Here is an 18394-nt window from a genome sequence, read left to right as displayed (position 1 = left end):
TTCAGTCGGTCAGCTGCCGGCGGAGTTCGCCGGCGTCGTGCAGGGCGGTCATGTGGACGAACCGTCCGTTGTGGACCTGGTAGATGGCGTACTCGACGATCTCGAACGAGGCGCCGGTCGGTGCCACGCCGAGCCACTCCTTCGCCGGAGTGCCCGTGTTGACCAGGCGCGCGGCCAGGCGGTCGCCGTCGAAGAGGAGTTCCTTCAGCTCCCAGTGGAGGTCGGGAACCGCGGCCACGTCGGCCTGCTGGACGGCGATGAGGTCGTCCCGGGTGGCCGGCTCGCCGTTCAGGGTGGTCCGGTCGTCGATGAACTCGGCCATCCGAGCGAACCGGTGGGCGTTGAGCTCCTGCAGGTAGCGCAGGTAGAACTCGCGCAAATCGCTGACGGACATCGGGTGCCCCGCTCTCGCCGACTTTCGCATCGATCGATGCACAATTCGACTGTAGCAGGTTCCGCATCGATCGATGCAGAAGTCCCGGGCTAGAGGAGTGGCCAGCTGCGCAACGCGGCGTCGGCCATCTCCTGGAGGTCGTCGCGGCCGACCCCGCCGGCGGCCTGCACCGCGATGCCGTACCCCAGCGCGGTGACGTAGCGGGCCAGCAGCGCCGGGTCGGCCTCCGGAGGCAGGTCGCCGTCGTCGACGGCTCGCTCGAACCGGTCCCGGAGGGTGCTGTAGCCGTCGTCGCGCCAGTCGACGAGCAGGTCGCGGGCGCCGCGGCCGGCGTCGCCGGTGGCCAGGGCGCCCTGGACGCCCAGGCACCCGTGCGGGCCGGTGGGCCGGGTGGTCGTCTGGATCGTGCCGGCGAGGAGCGCGGTGGCGACGTCGAGCGCGGTGGGCTTTTCCAGGGCGCGCGCGACGTAGGCGCTCGGGCCTTCGGTGTAGCGCTCCAGGGCCTTGCGGAACAGCTCTTCCTTGTTGCCGAAGGTCGCGTACATGCTGGTCGTGGAGATGCCCATCGCCTCGGTCAGCGTGGCCAGGCTGGCGCCTTCGTAGCCGTGTTCCCAAAACACCAGCAGGGCGCGCTCGAGGGCTGCGTCGGGGTCGAATCCTCGGGGCCGGCCGCTCGGGCGGCGCTTGTCGGTCTCCACGGCCGCAGTCTACCGCTTTCCGCAGCGATCGATGCGGAAAGCGGCGTCGGCTCGGCGAATGCATCGGTTTGTTGGCGATTCGACCGGGTATGCAGCCAGTTCGGTGTTCGACTCCGATGCGAAGGAAGTGACCGATGCCCGCGCTGACCCGCGTTCTCGGAGCGGCGACCGCCGCCTACAGTGCGACGATCATCGCCGCACCGAAGGTGCTGGCCAAACCGTGCGGCCTGACCACACCGACCGGCGATGTCACCGCGGGCGTGCGGACACTGGTCGGCGGCATCGGTGCCCGGGACGCCGTCATCGGTCTCGCGATGATGTTCGCCCCGCCGGGCCGTCCGCTGCGGCTCGCCCTCGCCGCCCGCGTGGCCTCCGACGCCGCGGACGCCCTCATCTTCGGCACCACCCTGCCCGACCGCTCCGCGCGCACCAAGGTCGCGGCCTTCGCCGCCACCTGGGCCGCGCTGTGCGCCGCCTCCGCTCTCGTGCGCTGAAGAGGACTCCCGTTGCTCACCACCGCCCGCCTCTTCCCGACCCGGATCCCGCGGTCCCCGGCCGCCGCGGTCGTCGTGCTGCACGGCGGTGGCAGCCGGGGTGGCGCCATGCCGGTGAGTCCCGCTCAGCTGTCGGTGGTGCGCATGATCCCCATCGCCCGCCGCGTCGCCCACGCCGGCCGCGGGCGGCTGGCCGTGTGGCGGCTGCTGAACTCGGTACGCGGCTGGGACTGCACGCACACCCCGGTCGACGACGTCCGGTGGGCGCTGGACCAGCTCCGAGCGCAGTTGCCACCCGCCACACCGATCGGCCTGATCGGACACTCGCTCGGCGGCCGCGCGGCGATCTTGAGCGCCGGCGAGGACGGCGTTCGCAGCGTCGTCGCGTTGGCACCCTGGGTCTACGCCCACGACGGTGACGTCGACGCCGCGGACCGGCACGTGCTGTTCGTGCACGGCACGGCGGATCGCATCGCGAGCCCGCACCGGGCGCTCGCGGCCGCCCGTCGCCTCGCCCGCACCGCGCGAGTCGGCGTGGTCCAGGTGCGCCACGGCCGGCACGCGATGCTGCGCCGGCATCGGACCTTCGACGGACTGGCCGCCGGCTTCACGGCCGCCACCCTGCTCGACGAACCTCTGGTCGGCGCGCGCGGCCCACTGGGCCGGATCCTGGACGGAGCATCGTGCACAGTCGCCTGAAACCCCGCTCGGCGACCGGACGGGTCGTGGTGATCGTCGGTGCTACGAGCGGGATCGGGCTGGCCGCCGCGGTCGCGTTCGCGGCCCGGGCCGGCAAGCTCGTTCTGGTGTCGCGCAGCGCCGAGCGGTCGACGCCGCCGAAGCGGCGTGCCGACGTGCCGGCGCCGACGTGGTGGACACCGTGGCCGAGGACATCGGCGACCCGGGCGCAGCCGACGATCTCGTCGCTCGGGTTCTGGGGCGTCACGGCCGGATCGATGTCCTCGTGCACACCGCGGCGGTGATGGGGTACGGCAGCGTGGAGGAGATGCCGGCCGAGGTGTTCACCGCCGTCGTCGACACCGCTGTGCACGGCACCGTCCACTTGGCTCGTGCGGTGCTCCCGGTGATGCGCGCCCAGCACGCGGGCACGTTCATCGGAGTCAACTCGTTGCTGGGCTCGGTCACTGTGCCTCGGATGGGCGCGTACGCGGCGTCGAAATGGGGACAGCGGGCGGTGCTGCGCACCCTGCAGCAGGAAACCCGGGACGAGCCCGGGGTGTCGGTCTGCATCGTGAGTCCCGGCAGCGTCAACACGCCCATCTACTACCAGGCGGCCAACTACACCGGCCACGTCGTACGGCCGCCGTGGCCGGTGCTGGCCCCGGAACGGGTGGCCGCGGCGATCATGCGCTTGGCCGACCGCCCCCGCCGGCACGTGTCCGTACCGGTCGGCCCGGGCAATCCGCTCATCATCGCGGGATTCCGGCTCCTGCCCCTGGTGTACGACCGGCTGGTCGGCCCCCTGCTCCGGCTGGCCGTGCTGTCCCGCACGCGGTTGCGGCCGACGTCCGGAACCGTGCACCGGCCGGCGCCGGCCCAGGAACGCATCCACGGCCGCTGGCCCGCCCCGTCCGGAGAACAGGCGACGACGACGGGAGCCGAGCGTTAGTCGTGATCATCGTCGCTAGGATCGCCGAAGCCGCTGAAGAACGGAGAACCGCCCGACGATGGCCCGTTCGATCGCCGAGCACGAGATGACCACGGTTGCCGGCTATCGGCTTCTGACCTTGCGCGACCAGGACAACGACGCCGGAGTCGGCAGTTCCGCGGCCATCGATCGGTTGAAGACCTCCATCGTGGCCGGCACCGGCTACGAGCTGTTCATCAGCTGTGTCCAGGACCTGTTTCCGGTCACCGCGCGCGTTGTCGTGTGGGACGGCGAACCCGAAGCTGAACCCGGCGGCATGCCGCGTCTCCCGCTCGAGTGCCCCACCGGGCTGCTCGTCCTGGGCTCGCCCACCGGCGAGGTCACAGACTTCACGCTTCCGCCCGGGCCGGGGGAGTATCACGTCGCCGTCAGCCACGCGGGCCGTGACGAAGCCGAACGCGTACGTCGCACCGTCCTCGAGCGACTCGGCAGCGACCCGGATGCGCTGGACGAACTCGACCGGTACGCCGGGCTCGAACGCTACGCGATCGACCTTTGGTACGCCGGTCCCGTCGATGACGAAGACGACGTCGAGTAGGGAGGGGAGCGGGCGTCAGCCGAAGACGCGTCGCTGGATCTCGCGGCGGTAGTCCTCCAGTGTGTTGTCGAGGTGCACCGCGGCGGCTTGGGCGGCCGCTTCCGGGTCGCCGTCCCGGATGGCCTCGTAGATCGCCGCGTGCTCTTCGACCGCTTCCGCGGCGTGGCCACCGACCGTGCCGTGGAGCCCGATGGTGCTCGACTGGTGCTGCAGCCGCCGGACTTCGCGGACGGCGGCCAGGAGGAACTGGTTGTGGGACGCGGCGGCGATCCCGAGGTGGAAGTCTTCGTCCCCGCGGTCGAACAGCGCCGCTTCGCCGGTCACGTGTCCCTGGCGGCAGGTTTCCGCGGCCGCCTCGATCGACCGGAGCTCGACCGGGGTGGCCCGGGTGGCGGCCAGCCTGCTGGCGGTCATCTCCTGGACGCGGCGGAACTCGAACAGCATGTAGACGTGGTCCAGGTCGGTCGGCAGGAAGAAACCCGACCAGCGGGCCGATCCGAGCATGCCCTCGTCGTCGGCCACGTAGAGGCCCCGCCCCTTCTGGGCGCGCACCCGTCCGAGGGCGGAGAGGATCTTGATCGCCTCCCGCACCACGGTGCGCGAGGCGCCCAGCCGGGTCGCGAGCTCGTTCTCCGTGGGCATCCGCTCGCCGGCCTGCAGCCGCAGCTCGGCGATGAGCCGGAGGATCTCCTCGGCGATGCGTTCGTACCCCGGCCGGTAGGCGGCTTCCTGCGGCGCGGGCGGGTCGATCCCGGGCTCGCCCGCGGCGCGCGTCTCGTCCACCCGTTGTCTCCTTCGTCTTCGGCTCTGCGCCGTGAACCCTACATCCGCCCGAGCTGCGCAACAATGTGTATGACTTATTTTCGGCCGCATGACCTCTTGACGAAGGCGGCTCGACCAGCTGTGATGGTGCGCAGTAGAGACAGCTCGCAGCAATGTGTGCGACACATTTGGTGGATCTGTTCCCTTATCAGGTGTGACCTGCGGGTGCCACGACGAAGTGGAGAACCTCATGACAGTTCAGGTGCGCGCTTCCGGAGCCAGAGGCTCGTTCGTGCGCCGCAGGCGGTACGCGGGGTTGATCGTCGGCGTCGCGGCCGTCCTCGCCGGGGTCACGGCCTGCGGCAACGGCGGGAGCGGCAGCGGTGCCCAGGGCGGGTTCCAGCCGGTGCAGCAGACGGGCGGGAAGATCACCGTCTGGGTCGACTCCACGCGGCTGCCCGCGGCGCAGCTCTACCAGAAGCAGCACCCGTCGGTGCCGATGGACATCGTCACCTACGACGGGGACGCCAACGGCTCGAACTACCTGCAGACCAAGGTGAGCCTGTTCAACCGCACCCGCAGCGGCTGGCCGGACGTGGTGTTCAGCTCGCAGAACAACGAGGCCACCTGGGCGGTGCAGGCCGGGTTCACGGCGCCGCTGAACAAGGGTCAGATCCCGGAGGCCACCCTCAGCGGCTGGACCGCGGGGGCGAACGACCCGTGCACGGTCGAGGGCACGCTGTACTGCCTGCGCAACGACCTGGCCCAGACCGTCCTCTGGTACAACGCGCCGCTGATGCAGTCGTGGGGTTACCAGGTGCCCAAGACGTGGGAGGAGTATCAGGCGCTGGGTCAGCGGGTCGCCACCGAGCACCCCGGCTACTTCGTGGGCACCGCCGGCGACAACTTCACCCCGGAGATCTACCTCTGGGCGTCCAAGTGCGGCGCCAACGAGATCACCGGTCCCAAGGCGGTCAAGGTCGACACCTCGAGCCCGAACTGCACCCGGATGGCGTCGCTGCTCGACACGCTCGTCAAGAACCGCACGATGTCCACCAGCAGCGTGTTCAGCTCCGACTTCGACAAGAACGCCGCGGACAAGATCCTCATGATGCCCGGGCCGTCGTGGTTCGGCGGTTCGGTGTTCCAGGAGTCGTTCAAGACCCCGGCCGGTCAGATCGCCGCGGCCCCGCTGCCGCAGTGGGCCGGAGACCCGTCCCCTTCGGTCGGCAACGTCGGCGGCGGCACGTGGCTGCTGTCCGCCCACAGCGCCAACCTCAAGGACGCCACCGACTTCCTCACCTGGGTCACCACCTCGGACGACTACCAGGGCAAGGTCTCGCCGGGTTACCCCGCCTACGCGGCGGCGGCGAAGACCTGGCTGGCGCAGCAGTCCTCGAGCAAGTACTACGCCAACGACGTCGCGGTCCCGCTGCAGGCGGCCGCCCCGCAGGTGTGGCCGGGCTGGGGCTACGGCCAGTTCAGCCAGGAGGCGATCTGGGCCGCGACCGTGACACCGGGGCTGACCGCGGGCAAGACGATCGTCTCGCTGCTGCCCGAATGGCAGACCGCGATCACGAACTACGCGCGGTCCGCCGGGTACGAGGTCAGCCGGTGACCACCGCCGCCACGGCCAGGACCTCGTCGCGGCGACGGGTGTTCCGGCCGGGCCGGGCCGGCCACCTGTTCGTCGCCGCCTACGTCGTCCTGCTGATCGCGTTCGGCGTCGTCCCCACGGTGTACGCGGTGTACTTCGCCTTCACCGACGCGGGGGACCGCTTCGCCGGCTTCTCGAACTTCGTCGACGCCGCCACCGACTTCCGGTACTTCGCCGCAGTCGGACACGTGGCGCTGTACCTGGTGTTCTGGCTGGTTTCCCTGGTGGTGTTCGTCGTCGGGCTGGCGTTGCTGCTGCACCGCCTGACCGCGACCGGGGCCGGCAAGGCCTTGCGCTTCCTGTACTACATCCCGGGAGCACTCGCCGGGGCCGCGAGCGTGCTGGTGTGGCTGTTCATGCTGGACCCGTCGGTGAGCCCGGTGAGCGCGCTGCTGCGCGCTGTCGGGTTCGACACCTTCGGCCAGGTCGTCGCGCCGGACCACCTCCCGGTCCTGTTCGCCCTGATCGCGTTCTGGACCGGGGCGGGCGGCTGGATCGTGGTGATGTACGGCGCCCTGAACAACATTTCCCCCGACCTGCTGGAGGCGGCCCGCATCGACGGCGCCGGCGCGTGGCAGACGGCTTGGCGCATCCAGATCCCGTTGCTGCGCAAGTGGATCGTCTACATGGTCATCCTGGCGTTCGCCGGCGGGACCCAGCTGTTCGTCGAACCGCAGCTGCTCTCGCAGGCCAGTGTCGGCGTCGCCGGGCACGACTACTCGCTCAACCAGCTCTCGTACGACTTCGCCTTCCAGAACAACAACGTGAACACCGCCGCGGCGATTTCGGTGGAGCTGCTGCTGGTCGGGCTGATCGTCGCCGGCGTGTTCGTCGCCCGATCGGGGTTCTTCGATGCCGACTGACACCCACGTTGCCGCGCCAGTGAACGAGGCGGTGCGCCGCGCGGCCGCTCCACGGCGGCGTCGCACCCGGAGGCTGCCGAACCCGCTCTCGGCTCTGGTGCTCGTGCTGTTCCTCGTCTTCTTCGTGCTCCCGGTGCTGTGGCTCCTGCTGGCCGCCACGAAGACCGACGACCAGCTCGTGCACGGCAACCCGCTGTCCTTCGGCTCGTGGGGCGCGCTGGGGGACAACTGGAACGCGCTCACGTCCTTCCAGGACAACGCGATCTTCCAGTGGCTGGGCAACTCCGCGGTGTACTCGTTCGTGGCGCTCGCGATCACGTTGTGCGTGGCGATCCCGGCCGGCTACGCCCTCGCGATGACCGAGTTCCGCGGCCGGCGCACGCTGCTGGTCGCGACGCTGGTCGTGATGCTGATGCCGAACGCGACCCTCGTGGTGCCGTTGTTCCTCGAGGTGAACGCGGTGCACCTGATCGGCTCGATGTGGTCGATCATCCTGCCGTACTCGTTCTACCCCTTCGGCGTGTACCTGACCTACATCTACTTCACCACCGCGGTGCCGCGTGACCTGATCGCGGCGGCGAAGCTCGACGGCTGCTCGTCGTTCGGGGTGTTCCGCCACGTCGCCCTGCCGCTGGCCGCGCCGATCGTCGCGCTCGTCGGCTTCTTCAGCTTCGTGGCCAACTGGACCAACTACTTCCTGCCCTACGTCCTGCTGCCGGAAAGCGACCAGTTCCCGGTCCAGGTGGGGCTGGGGACGTTGCTGAACTCGGTTCCCCAGTTCAACCCGACGGTCGGCACCGCGGCGGTGCAGCGGCCGGAACTGGCGCTGGCCACCTTGCTGGCGATCACGCCCGTCCTCGTGGTTTTCCTCTTCTCCCAGCGTTTCCTGGTCACCGGGATGCTGGCCGGCGCGACCAAGGAGTAGTCATGCATCCCGTCATCACGGCGTCGGTCCCGCTGCTCGAACCACCGGGGTGGGCGATCGCCCAGCGCGAGCTGTTCGACCTGCTCGACCGGGCCTGGCGCCGGTTCGCCGGCGACTTCACCGGCCCGGACGGACGGCTGGCCTACGACGACGGGCTCACCAGCCGCGACGGCGTCGACGACTTCTACGAAACTTTCTTCAACTGGCCCCAGCTCTACCTGCTCGGCGGCGCCGACGACCTGCTCGCCGAGTCGGAGCGGCACTGGGAGGGCGTCACCCGGCAGCTGACCGAGCTGGGCATGCTGCACGACGAGTACGAACGCGGCTACGACTGGTTCCACCAGGGCGAAAGCCTGCTGCTGCTGTACTTCCTGTGCATGGCCGCGCCCGAGCGGTGGCGGAAGCGCGCGCTGCGGTTCGCGGAGCTGTACGTCGACCCCGCCTACGGCAACTACGACCCCGTGCACCGCATCATCCGCCGTCCGCACAACGGCAGCGACCCGGCGCGCGACGGGCTTTTCGACGGCGACTCGTACCCGTGGCTGCCCCAGGAGGCCGCGATGTACGGCTTCCCGCTGGAGTGGTTGCTGCCGCCGGACGCCGAGGAGCCCCCGCGAGAGCGCGACCCGCGGCTGGGGGAGCAGATGCGGCAGCGCACGGGGCGGGGGGACACCGCGGTCAACCTGGCCGCGTCCGGGCTCGTCTTCAACGCGTTGCTGCTCTCCGGCGACCGGCGCTACCGCGACTGGCTCGCCGAGTACGTCGGCGCGTGGCGGGAGCGCGCGGCGGCCAACAACGGCATCCTCCCCGACAACGTCGCTCCCGACGGCACCGTGGGCGGGCTGCTGGAGGGGCGCTGGTACGGCGGGCACTACGGCTGGTCCTGGCCGCACGGCTGGTACAGCGTCGGGCACGCCGCCGTCGTCGCCGCACTGGCGGCCGCGATCGCCACGGGCGACGAGACGTTCACCGACCTGGTGCGCCCGGCGCTGGACGAGCTCATCGCCCACGGCAAGGTCATGGCGTTCACCGAGGCGGACTCCAGCCTCGCGTCCAAGTGGAGTGTGCAGCTGCGTGAGGACGTGGACACCCCGACCCTGCACGTTCCCTTCCGCTACGACGACCGGGGCTGGTTCGACTACAACCCGATGCTGATGGGCGTCCCGGCCGCGTTGTGGCACCACACGGCCGCGCCGGAAGACCGCGAACGCCTCGAGCGGCTGCGCGCGGCCGGCGGCCACGACTGGCGGACCGTGCGGCCGTTCCGCAGCAAGGAGGAGGCCGGGCACGAGGAGCCGTGGCTCGCCTACCTCGCCGGTGACAACCCGGACTACCCGGAGCGGATCCTGGCCGCCGCCCAGGCGCAGGTGCGGCACCGGCTCACCCGCATGGAGCGCTACCGCGGCGAGGCCGTGCCCGAAGCCGACATCCACCTGTGGCAGCAGTCCAACCCCGTGGTCACCGAGGCGCTGGTCCAGCTCACCTGGGGCGGCCCGCAGGTCGTCTACAACGGCGGGCTGCAGCAGGCTCGCGTCCGCTACCACGACGCGCAGGCGCGGCGTCCCGGCCTGCCGCCGTCCGTGGCGGCGCTGGTCTCCGGCATCGACCCCGAAGCGACCGTCGTCGACCTGGTCAACCTCGACCCGCAGGAGCCGCGGTCGGTGGTCGTCCAGGCCGGGGCGTTCGCCGAGCACCACATCCGCCACGTGGAGTACAGCGTGTGCGAGGACCCGTCGTGGATCGGCGGCCTCTACGACTACGGCCACCGCGAACCGGCTGTGACGTCGGCGTCGATCGAGCTCGACGGCCCGTGGCTGCGGGTGGACCTGCCGCGGTCCAGCCGGATCCGCTTGACGCTGCGGCTTGCCCTGCGAGCCCGCACCGCGTCCTACGCCACCCCGTTCGACGAGCGTGACGCATGAGGCGAGGACCACTCGGCGGCACCGGGCTGGAGGTCTCCGAACTCGGCTTCGGCGCCGCCCCGCTGGGCCGGTTGCCCCGCGGGGGTGAACACCGCGGCATCGACGCCGTCCACACCGCGCTCGAACTCGGCATCACCTTCTTCGACGTCTCCCCGTTCTACGGGACCACGGTCGCGGAAACCGTTCTCGGCAAGGCTTTGAGCGGCGTTGGGCGCTCGAAATACGTGCTCGCCACCAAAGTCGGCCGGTATGGCGAAACGGAGTTCGACTTCAGCGCCGACCGGGTCACCCGCAGCGTGCACGAAAGCCTCGACCGGCTGAGGACCGACCACCTCGACCTCGTGCAGTGCCACGACGTCGAGTTCGGCGACCTCGACCAAGTCGTGCACGAGACCGTTCCCGCCCTGCGCGCGTTGCAGGAGACCGGCCTGATCGGTGCCGTCGGCGTGACCGGCTTCCCGCTGCCCGCGCTCGCCTACGTCGTCGAGCGTGCGCGGGTCGACACGGTCATCTCCTACTGCCAGTACACGCTGCAGAACCGGCGGCTCGCCGAGTGGCGGGCGTGGTTCGCGCGCCACGGCACGGCCGTCGTCAACGCGTCCCCGCTGTCGATGGGGGCCCTCACCAACCGCGGGGCGCCGTCCTGGCACCCGGCGCCGAGCGACATCCTCGCGCGGTGCGCGGAGGCCGCCGCATTGTGCCGGGACCGGGGTGAAGAACTCGCCCGGGTCGCCCTCCGGTTCGCGGTGAACACCGGCGGGTTCGCCTCGACGCTGGTCGGTGCCGCCGACCCGGAGGAGGTGCGCCGGGACGTCCGCTGGCTCACCGAGCCGGTCGACGACGACCTGCTGCGAGAAGTCGAGAAGTGCCTCGGGCCGGTCCGCGACCGCTCGTGGCCGACCGGACGCCCGGAAAACCAGGAGCCGGGAGTGGCAGCGTGACCGCGGTCCTCGACTCCCACGTGCACTTCTGGGATCCGCGGCGGCTGCGCTACCCGTGGCTCGACGACGTCGCCCGGCTCGACCGGCCGTTCACCCCGGACCTCTTCCCCGTTCGGCACGACGTCATCGTCGTCGAGGCCGGGCGAGTCGCGGCGGACGCCGTCGCCGAGATCGCGTGGATGCGGCGGGAAGCGCAGCGACACCCCTGGATCCGCGGGATCGTCGCGCACGCCGATCTCGAGAACCCCGCGGAGGCGGGCCGGTTCGCCGACGACCCGTTCGTGGTCGGAGTCCGGCGCAACGTGCAGGACGAAGCTCCCGGCTTCCTTCAGCGCGAGGACTTCCGCACGGGCGTGGCTTTGCTCGGGGAGGCGGGGCTGCCATTCGACGCCTGCGTCCGCGCGCACCAGCTGCCCGAACTGACCGCACTGGCCGAAGCCTGCCCCCAAACCACCATCGTCTTGGACCACCTCGGCAAACCGTCGCCCGGCGGGCCCGGGTACGGCGAGTGGCGCGGGGCCCTGCGCCGGCTCGCCCGGCACGGCAACGTGCGGTGCAAGCTGTCCGGCCTGGCCACGGAAACCGCCCCGGGCACGGCCCGCTCGCTGGTGGTCGACGCGCTCGAGGAAGCTCTGGACGCGTTCGGGCCCGACCGGTGCCTGTACGGCAGCGACTGGCCTGTCATGACCCTGGCCACGGATCTCGAGGCGTGGCTGGACGCGGTCCACGCCGCGCTCGGCGGTCACCCCGCCGAAGCCGTTCTCCGCCACAACGCCGAGAAGACCTACCTCGCACGCGCCGCCGTCGGGCAAGCAGGACGAAAGGACCCGGAATGAACGCCCCACCGCAGAGCCCGCCCACCCGGCGGGTCGCCTACTCCGGCCGCCGGAGCCTGGTCGTCGAGGCGGCGGATCCCGTGTCCCCACCACCCGGCCACGTCCGGATCGACGTGGCCTACACCGGGATCTGCGGCACCGATCTGCACATCTACCACGGAGACATGGACAGCCGCGTCCATCCGCCCGGCGTGCTCGGCCACGAAATGTCCGGGCGGGTCGCGGAGCTCGGCGCCGGTGTCGAAGGCCGGCGACCCGGCGATCCCGTGACGGTCATGCCGCTGCGGTGGTGCGGCGAGTGCCCGGCCTGCCGGGCAGGCCACTCCCACATCTGCCACCGCCTGGTGTTCCTCGGCATCGACGCGCCCGGGTCGATGCAGAGCAGCTGGACGGTCCCCGCCGAAACCCTGGTGCGCCTGCCGTACGACCTCCGGCTCGACCACGCCGCGCTGGTCGAGCCCGTCGCGGTGGCCGTGCACGACGTCCGGCGGGCCGCCCTCCGGCCAGGCGAGCGGGCGCTGGTGGTCGGCGGCGGACCGATCGGACTGCTCATCGCCGTCGTCGCACGCCGGTCCGGGGCGGCCGTCCTGCTGGCCGAGCCGGACCCGTTCCGCCGGTCGGTCGCGGAAGGGCTCGGCCTGACCGCGCTCGACCCGCGTGCCGAAGGTTTCCCTGCCACCGTCGACCGGTGGACCGGCGGGGAAGGCGCTGCGGTGGCCTTCGAGGCTTCCGGAGCCGAAGCGGGCGTGGCGACGGCGATCGGCGCACTGGCCACGAGAGGCCGGCTGGTCCAGGTGGCCATTCACCCGGCGCCCAGGCAGGTGGACCTCCACCGGTTCTTCTGGCGCGAACTGACGCTCGTCGGCGCCCGCCTGTACGACCGCGACGACTTCACCGCCGCGGTCGGGCTCCTCGGCGAGGGTGCGATCCCGGCCCGCGCCCTGATCTCGCGGACCGAACCCCTCGAGCGGGCCGGCGAGGCCTTCGCGGCACTCGAATCCGGCGCGGGCGTGATGAAGGTCCTCATCGACTGCCGTGCCGCCGAGGAGACACGATGACCCCGCCTTCCCCGTTCGACCTCACCGGCCGATTGGCGGTGGTCACCGGCGCCCGGCGGGGGATCGGCCTCGGCATCGCCGAGGCGCTGGCCGCCGCCGGCGCGGACATCGTGGCGGTCAGCGCGCAGCAGGAGCCGTCGGGCAGCGAGGTCGAAAGGCGCGTCACGGCGCTCGGGCGCACCTGCACCGCGTTGAGCGCGGACTTCGGCGATCGGGCCGCCGTCGCGGAACTCGCGGACACCCTCGCCGATCTCGGGCGTCCGGTGGACATCCTCGTCAACAACGCGGGCACCATCGCCCGCGCTCCGGCCGCCGAACACCCCGACGCCGACTGGGACCGGGTCATCACCGTCGACCTCTCCAGCCAGTTCACCCTCACCCGCGAGGTGGGCAGGCGCATGCTCGTCCGCGGCCGCGGCAAGATCGTGTTCACCGCTTCGCTGCTGAGTTTCCAAGGCGGCGTCAACGTTCCCGGATACGCCGCGGCGAAGTCGGGCATCGCGGGCCTCACCCGCGCCCTGGCCAACGAATGGGCGGGACGCGGCGTGAACGTCAACGCGATCGTCCCCGGCTACGTCGAAACCGACAACACCGAGGCGCTGCGGGCGGATCCCGGCCGCTTCGCCGCGATCCTCGACCGCATCCCGGCGGGCCGCTGGGCGAACCCCGGGGACTTCGGCGGTGTCGCCGTCTTCCTCGCTTCCGCGGCATCGGACTACGTGCACGGCGCGCTGGTCCCCGTCGACGGCGGCTGGCTGGGCCGCTGAACGCGCTCCCTGTTTTCCCCACCGCACGATCCTCGAGGAGGATGATCATGCGTCACCCCGTCAAGAAGGTGCTGGCGGCGCTGGCCGTCGCGGCCTGCGCCGCGGCACCGGCCGCCGTCCCGGCGCAGGCCGCCGGGATCCCCGGGTTCACGATCGTCGTCGCGCCCCGCGGCAACGATCGCGACCCCGGCACCCCCGGCCGTCCGGTCGCCACCCTGCAGCACGCCCAGAAGCTCGCCCGCACGCTGTCCGCGCTGGCGAACGTCGACGTCGAGCTGACCGGCGGCACGTACCGGCTGACTTCCCCGCTCCGGTTCACCAGCGAGGATTCCGGCCGCAACGGCCACACCATCACGTGGCGAGCCCGCTCCGGCCAGGCTCCGGTCCTGTCCGGTGGCCAGGCCGTGACCGGGTGGAAGCTGCACGACCCGGCCGCGAACATCTACGTCGCCGACGTGCCGAAGGGAGCGGATTCGCGGCAGCTCTACGTCGACGGCGCTTCGGCTCCCCGGGCCGCGATCACCATCGCGCGGACCGACGTCCAAGTCACGGCCACCGGCCTGACCATCGTCAACCCGGCGTTGAACCAGCTGGCTTCCCTGCCCGCTCAGAACCGCATCGAGGTGGAGAGCCAGAACTCCTTCACCGATCGGTACGCGCCGGTGCAGAGCATCGCCGGCACCACCATCACCATGCAGCAACCGGCGTGGAACAACAACAACTGGGGCTACGACACCCTCGCCCGTCCGTTCGCGGGCGGGACGCTGCTGCTGGAGAACTCGTACTCCTTCCTGCAGACCGGGCAGTGGTACCTCGACCCGGCCGCCGGGAAGCTGTTCTACAAGGCCGCGCCGGGACAGTCCCCGGCCGGCAAGGACGTGGAGCTGCCGCGCCTGACGTCGTTGGTCCAGGTGAGCGGAACCTACGACCGCCCGGTCCGCAACCTCGCCTTCCGCGGGCTCGGTTTCGAGCACACGACCTGGCTCCAGCCCGGCACGTCGATCGGCTACGCCGACCAGCAGAGCGGGACGTTCCTCGCCTCGGCCTTCCCCCAGCCCGCCGACTTCCTGACCTCGTGCCAGATCGGCTGCCCCCTGTTCGAAGCGGCGCGCAACAGCTGGCACCAGGTCCCGGCCGCCGTCCAGGTCTCGGCGGCGGACACCATTTCGTTCGAGGGCAACACGTTCGCCCACCTGGGCCAGGTCGCCCTCGGCATCGGCAACGATGCCAACGCCCACGCCGCCGGCGTCGGCCTCGGCGCGTCCGGCATCACCGTGCACGGGAACACCTTCACCGACGACGCCGGTTCCGGCATCGTGGCCGGCGGGGTGCAGCCCGACGCGCACCACCCGGGCAACCCGGCGATGACGAACAAGGACATCACCATCACCGGCAACCTCGTCACGAACGTGGCGCGGGACTACAAGGACATGGCCGGGATCCTGAGCACCTACGTCACCCACGCCGTGATCGAGCACAACGAAGTGTCCGACCTCGCCTACGACGGCATCGACGTCGGCTGGGGCTGGGGCGCCAACGACCCGGGCGGCAGCCAGGACTACCGCAACCGCGGCCTGTACGCCTACCAGCCCGTGTACACCACGCCGACCACGCTGAAGGACACCGTGGTCCGCTACAACCTCGTGCACGGGACCAAGAAGGTCTTCCACGACGGGGGCAGCATCTACAACCTCTCCGCGAACCCGGGTGCGGTCATCGACCGGAACTACATCTACGACAACCACAACACCGTGGGCCTGTACCTGGACGAAGGGTCGCGGTACGTGAGCCTGGCGGACAACGTGATCCAGGACGCCGGAGTCTGGGCCTTCACCAACGCGGGAAACACCAACAACACCAACGACAACACCTTCACCGGCAACTGGTACGACACCGGCGCCACCCAGGTCGCGACCGGCCCACCGCACAACAACGTCCTCGACGGGAACGTCAAGGTCGCCGACGGGAGCTGGCCGCCGGGCGCGCAGGACGTGATGCGCGACGCGGGCATCAGGCCCGGACAGCGGGGTGGTCCCTCGTCGTGATGACGGGCGCCTGAGTGGCGCTTTGCCGACCCGCGGCGGCTCCGGGAACGCGTGCCCGCGTCCCGGAGCCGCCGCCTTCCGACGAAGCTCGCTGTCCCTCCTGCGAGCCACCCGCGATGTCCCCGAACCGGGGACCCGCGACCTCGTTCCCGAGCCCTGGCCTGGATCGTCCGGCGCGGCACCCATCGCCTCGATGAAGGAACGTGATCATGTCGACCTCGGGCTGGACCGCTGCCGACCTCCCCGACCAGCGAGGTCGCACCGCGGTCGTCACCGGCGCGAATTCCGGGGTCGGTTTCGAGACCGCGCGCATGCTCGCCGAGAAGGGTGCGCAGGTGGTTCTGGCGTGCCGGAGCCTCGACCGAGGGGCCGCGGCGTGTGACGCGATCCGTTCGTCCGCACCGGATGCGGACCTCCGCGCTGTTCGGCTGGACCTCGCGGACGCGGCGTCCATTCGTGAGGCGGCGGCGGTGGTCACGAGATGGGGCGGTTGAACCTCGACGACCTGGGCTTCGCGAAGAGTCGTTACAGCCATTGGCGCGCCTACACGCAGACGAAGCCGGCCGACCTCGTGTTCACGTTCGAACTCCAGCGGCGACTGGCGGCAGCCGGGGAACCGGCGATCTCGGTGGCCGCCCGTGCGGTGGCTGCTGTCCCCGCTCGTCAACACTGCCGCGGCCGGCGCGCTGCCCACGCTGCGGGCAGCGGCCGATCCGGACGTGCGCGGTGGCGACCTCTACGGTCCCGGCGGGTGGCACGGCGTCAAGGCCCGGCCGGAACGGGTCGAGGCGGCAGCCGTCGCCCGCGACGAGGCCGCGGGCGCGACGCTGTGGGAGAGGTGCGAGCAGCTCACCGGTGTGCGCTACCCGCAGGCCTGACCGAGTCCCGCGCCGGGAGCTGCGGCTGCGACGCTCCAGTGTTAATATCTTAACACAGCGCCGTAAGATATCAAGGAGGCGACATGGAGCGACTCCCGGCGCTCGCTTTGACCGAGCGAGCGCGAGAATGGCCCGTCATACCGATGGCCGGGGTGCCCGTGCTGCCCATGCCGGACCACGTGCTGGAGGCGGTTCACGAGGCCGCGGCCCGGCTGCTCCCGCGCCAGTCGCGGGGGTGGCCGGAGCTGCGCCGGGTCGTGGCGGAGCACCTCGGCCGGGAGTTCGCCCTGGACGTCGACCCGGACCGTGAGCTGCTGGTGACCCACGGCGCGCAGCACGGGATGAGCGTCGTCCTGCGGGCGCTGCTCTCGCCGGGCGACGAGGTCGTCGTCCCGGCGCCGACCTACTTCTTCGACGGCATGGTGCGCATGACCGGCGCCCGTCCGGTGTACGTCCCGGGGCGGCCGGAGCGCGGCTGGGCCGCGGATCTCGACGCCGTCCGGGCGGCCGTCACCCCGGCGACCCGGGCGATCCTGCTGTGCAACCCCGTCAACCCGACCGGCCACACGCCGAGCCGGGAAGAGCTCTCGGAAATTCTGACGCTGGCCGCCGAGCGCGGGCTGCTGGTGCTGTCCGACGAGTCCTACGCCCGTTACGTCCACAGCGGACCCAGCTATACACCTCAGCAGTCCCTGCGGGACGTCTGGCCCGAGCTGGTGACGGTGACCAGCCTGAGCAAGAACTACGCGTTCAGCCAGTGGCGGGTCGGCTACGTGCACGCGCCGGAGTCGCTGCTGGACCGCGTGCACCGGGCGTTCGAGTGGGACGCGATCAACGTCGGCGACGTACCCCAGGCGGCGGCCTGCGCGGTCATCACCGGCCCGCAGGACTGGCTCGACGTCGTCTACTCGACCTTCCGGCACCGCCGTGACCTGCTCGTCAAGGCGGTCGAGGCGGCGGGTCTGCCCGTCGTGCGCCCCGACGCCGGCATCTTCCTGTTCCCCGACTTCTCCGCCCTCGGCGTGCGGGGCCGGGAGCTCGAGGACACGTTGCTGCGGCACGGGATCACGGGCATCGCCGGGGACGCGTTCCACGGCCCGGCCGGGCACGCCCGCCTGCTGTACGGGGGCGCCGAGGCCGACCTGGTCGAAGTGGGGAACCGGCTCGCCGCGCTGACCGGCTAAGGCATGCCGATCTCGGCGTGCATGATCGAGCGGCTCGCGGCCAGCGCGCCGACGATCTCGCGCCGCGCGGACGCGGTCCGCTGCCGCATCGCCTCCCGGGCGGCGTCCGGGGCGCGGGCGGCGATCGCGTCCACGATGGCCTGGCGTTCGCGGATCCGGGTCGGCGGCATGGACGGGTCCAGCCGGATGCTCAGCCGGATGATGCGCTCGATCTCGTCCAGCACGCCGACCGACGCCGCGGCGAGGCGGTGGTTCCCGCCGCCGTTGGCGATGAGGGACTCGAACTCGTAGTTGGCCCGGAACCGCTCCTCGAAGTGCGGCCCGCCGAGCTGGTCCTCATCGGTGTCGACGGCCAGTTCCGCCAGCCGCCGGGTGTCCGCTTCGGACAGTCCGCGCTCGGCGCACAGCGCCGCCGCCTGGGACTGCAGCAAGGAACGCATGTCGCACAGGTCGGTCGCGTCGCCGAGGGTCACCGTCGAAACCACGTACCCGGCCCGGGGCAGGGGGCGGACCAGGCCGTCGCGGTGCAGGCGGGCGAGCGCCTCGCGGACGGGCGTCTTGCTCAGCTCGTAGGCCTTCGCGACCTCCTGCTCGGTGAAGCTCGCGCCGGGCGGCCGGACCAGCTCGATGATCTCCCGCTTGAGCCGCCGGTAGGCGTTCTCCATCAGGCTGCCCGAGGGTGGCCGCTCGCGGATCAGGTCGGGCTCGTAACGCAACGGTCGCTCCTTCGGCGCAGGCGGTTGCCGCAACGGTACGCCAGCCT

21 protein-coding genes are annotated in these 18394 nt (G+C 71.3%); 17 read left to right on the top strand and 4 right to left on the bottom strand.

Annotated features, from left to right (window positions below; genetic code table 11):
* Position 1 precedes the first annotated feature (1 nt).
* Both AB0M59_RS27285 and AB0M59_RS27280 read right to left on the bottom strand, forming a co-directional pair.
* On the bottom strand, positions 2 to 394 hold the full coding sequence (locus AB0M59_RS27285; RefSeq protein WP_364620215.1) for an ester cyclase: 393 nt from the start codon (positions 392 to 394) through the stop codon (positions 2 to 4).
* Between the two features lie 89 nt (positions 395 to 483).
* Positions 484 to 1092, bottom strand: coding sequence for a TetR/AcrR family transcriptional regulator (locus AB0M59_RS27280; protein WP_364620213.1), 609 nt, complete (start codon positions 1090 to 1092; stop codon positions 484 to 486).
* Between the two features lie 134 nt (positions 1093 to 1226).
* Between AB0M59_RS27280 and AB0M59_RS27275 the strand changes: the two genes are divergently transcribed.
* Genes AB0M59_RS27275 through AB0M59_RS27255 form a run of 5 tightly spaced genes read left to right on the top strand, consistent with a single transcriptional unit; the run spans position 1227 to position 3793 of the window.
* Complete coding sequence (locus tag AB0M59_RS27275) at positions 1227 to 1586, top strand: hypothetical protein (RefSeq protein ID WP_364620211.1); 360 nt, start codon at positions 1227 to 1229, stop codon at positions 1584 to 1586.
* 12 nt (positions 1587 to 1598) lie between these two features.
* Positions 1599 to 2285, top strand: coding sequence for an alpha/beta hydrolase (locus tag AB0M59_RS27270; RefSeq protein WP_364620209.1), 687 nt, complete (start codon positions 1599 to 1601; stop codon positions 2283 to 2285).
* A complete protein-coding gene (locus AB0M59_RS27265; RefSeq protein WP_364620207.1) occupies positions 2270 to 2569 on the top strand; it encodes a hypothetical protein in 300 nt (99 codons plus the stop codon). Before AB0M59_RS27270 ends, AB0M59_RS27265 begins: the two co-directional genes overlap by 16 nt.
* The gene (locus AB0M59_RS27260) at positions 2455 to 3216 is read left to right on the top strand and encodes an SDR family NAD(P)-dependent oxidoreductase (protein WP_364620204.1); all 762 of its coding nucleotides are present in this window, start codon (positions 2455 to 2457) and stop codon (positions 3214 to 3216) included. The genes AB0M59_RS27265 and AB0M59_RS27260 overlap by 115 nt, the downstream gene beginning before the upstream one ends.
* Before the next feature lie 58 nt (positions 3217 to 3274).
* Complete coding sequence (locus tag AB0M59_RS27255; RefSeq protein ID WP_364620201.1) at positions 3275 to 3793, top strand: hypothetical protein; 519 nt, start codon at positions 3275 to 3277, stop codon at positions 3791 to 3793.
* A gap of 15 nt (positions 3794 to 3808) precedes the next feature.
* Here AB0M59_RS27255 and AB0M59_RS27250 read toward each other — a convergent pair whose 3' ends face one another.
* Positions 3809 to 4576 carry an FCD domain-containing protein gene (locus tag AB0M59_RS27250; RefSeq protein ID WP_364620198.1) on the bottom strand — a complete coding sequence of 256 codons (768 nt, stop codon included), beginning with the start codon at positions 4574 to 4576 and terminating at the stop codon, positions 3809 to 3811.
* 229 nt (positions 4577 to 4805) lie between these two features.
* On the opposite strand from AB0M59_RS27250, the gene AB0M59_RS27245 reads away from it, so the two are divergent.
* The 12 genes from AB0M59_RS27245 to AB0M59_RS27190 all read left to right on the top strand — a co-directional run bounded on the left by AB0M59_RS27245 (position 4806) and on the right by AB0M59_RS27190 (position 17631).
* Positions 4806 to 6173, top strand: coding sequence for an extracellular solute-binding protein (locus AB0M59_RS27245; RefSeq protein ID WP_364620195.1), 1368 nt, complete (start codon positions 4806 to 4808; stop codon positions 6171 to 6173).
* Positions 6170 to 7075, top strand: coding sequence for a sugar ABC transporter permease (locus tag AB0M59_RS27240; RefSeq protein ID WP_364620192.1), 906 nt, complete (start codon positions 6170 to 6172; stop codon positions 7073 to 7075). The genes AB0M59_RS27245 and AB0M59_RS27240 overlap by 4 nt, the downstream gene beginning before the upstream one ends.
* Positions 7065 to 8000, top strand: coding sequence for a carbohydrate ABC transporter permease (locus AB0M59_RS27235; RefSeq protein ID WP_364620190.1), 936 nt, complete (start codon positions 7065 to 7067; stop codon positions 7998 to 8000). Before AB0M59_RS27240 ends, AB0M59_RS27235 begins: the two co-directional genes overlap by 11 nt.
* Before the next feature lie 2 nt (positions 8001 to 8002).
* Positions 8003 to 9922 carry a hypothetical protein gene (locus AB0M59_RS27230; RefSeq protein WP_364620187.1) on the top strand — a complete coding sequence of 640 codons (1920 nt, stop codon included), beginning with the start codon at positions 8003 to 8005 and terminating at the stop codon, positions 9920 to 9922.
* Entirely contained in the window at positions 9919 to 10863 is a 945-nt protein-coding gene (locus AB0M59_RS27225; RefSeq protein WP_364620184.1) for an aldo/keto reductase, read from the top strand. Before AB0M59_RS27230 ends, AB0M59_RS27225 begins: the two co-directional genes overlap by 4 nt.
* Entirely contained in the window at positions 10860 to 11699 is an 840-nt protein-coding gene (locus AB0M59_RS27220) for an amidohydrolase family protein (protein WP_364620181.1), read from the top strand. Before AB0M59_RS27225 ends, AB0M59_RS27220 begins: the two co-directional genes overlap by 4 nt.
* On the top strand, positions 11696 to 12757 hold the full coding sequence (locus AB0M59_RS27215) for an alcohol dehydrogenase catalytic domain-containing protein (protein ID WP_364620178.1): 1062 nt from the start codon (positions 11696 to 11698) through the stop codon (positions 12755 to 12757). Before AB0M59_RS27220 ends, AB0M59_RS27215 begins: the two co-directional genes overlap by 4 nt.
* A complete protein-coding gene (locus tag AB0M59_RS27210) occupies positions 12754 to 13524 on the top strand; it encodes an SDR family oxidoreductase (protein ID WP_364620175.1) in 771 nt (256 codons plus the stop codon). The genes AB0M59_RS27215 and AB0M59_RS27210 overlap by 4 nt, the downstream gene beginning before the upstream one ends.
* Before the next feature lie 47 nt (positions 13525 to 13571).
* Positions 13572 to 15569, top strand: a complete 1998-nt coding sequence (locus AB0M59_RS27205) for a right-handed parallel beta-helix repeat-containing protein (RefSeq protein ID WP_364620172.1) — start codon at positions 13572 to 13574, stop codon at positions 15567 to 15569.
* Positions 15570 to 15778: 209 nt separating this feature from the next.
* Positions 15779 to 16063: an SDR family NAD(P)-dependent oxidoreductase gene (locus tag AB0M59_RS27200; protein WP_364620169.1), complete on the top strand. Its 285-nt coding sequence runs from the start codon at positions 15779 to 15781 to the stop codon at positions 16061 to 16063.
* 144 nt (positions 16064 to 16207) lie between these two features.
* The gene (locus AB0M59_RS27195; protein WP_364620167.1) at positions 16208 to 16447 is read left to right on the top strand and encodes a hypothetical protein; all 240 of its coding nucleotides are present in this window, start codon (positions 16208 to 16210) and stop codon (positions 16445 to 16447) included.
* Positions 16448 to 16530: 83 nt separating this feature from the next.
* On the top strand, positions 16531 to 17631 hold the full coding sequence (locus AB0M59_RS27190; protein ID WP_364620164.1) for a pyridoxal phosphate-dependent aminotransferase: 1101 nt from the start codon (positions 16531 to 16533) through the stop codon (positions 17629 to 17631).
* Here AB0M59_RS27190 and AB0M59_RS27185 read toward each other — a convergent pair.
* Complete coding sequence (locus AB0M59_RS27185; RefSeq protein WP_364620162.1) at positions 17628 to 18347, bottom strand: GntR family transcriptional regulator; 720 nt, start codon at positions 18345 to 18347, stop codon at positions 17628 to 17630. The genes AB0M59_RS27190 and AB0M59_RS27185 overlap by 4 nt on opposite strands.
* Positions 18348 to 18394 lie beyond the last annotated feature (47 nt).

The organism is Amycolatopsis sp. NPDC051371, assembly GCF_040682155.1.
Classification (GTDB): Bacteria; Actinomycetota; Actinomycetes; order Mycobacteriales; family Pseudonocardiaceae; genus Amycolatopsis.
The sequence above is the reverse complement of the archived record's forward strand: the minus strand, read 5'-3'. Positions and strand labels throughout refer to the sequence as shown.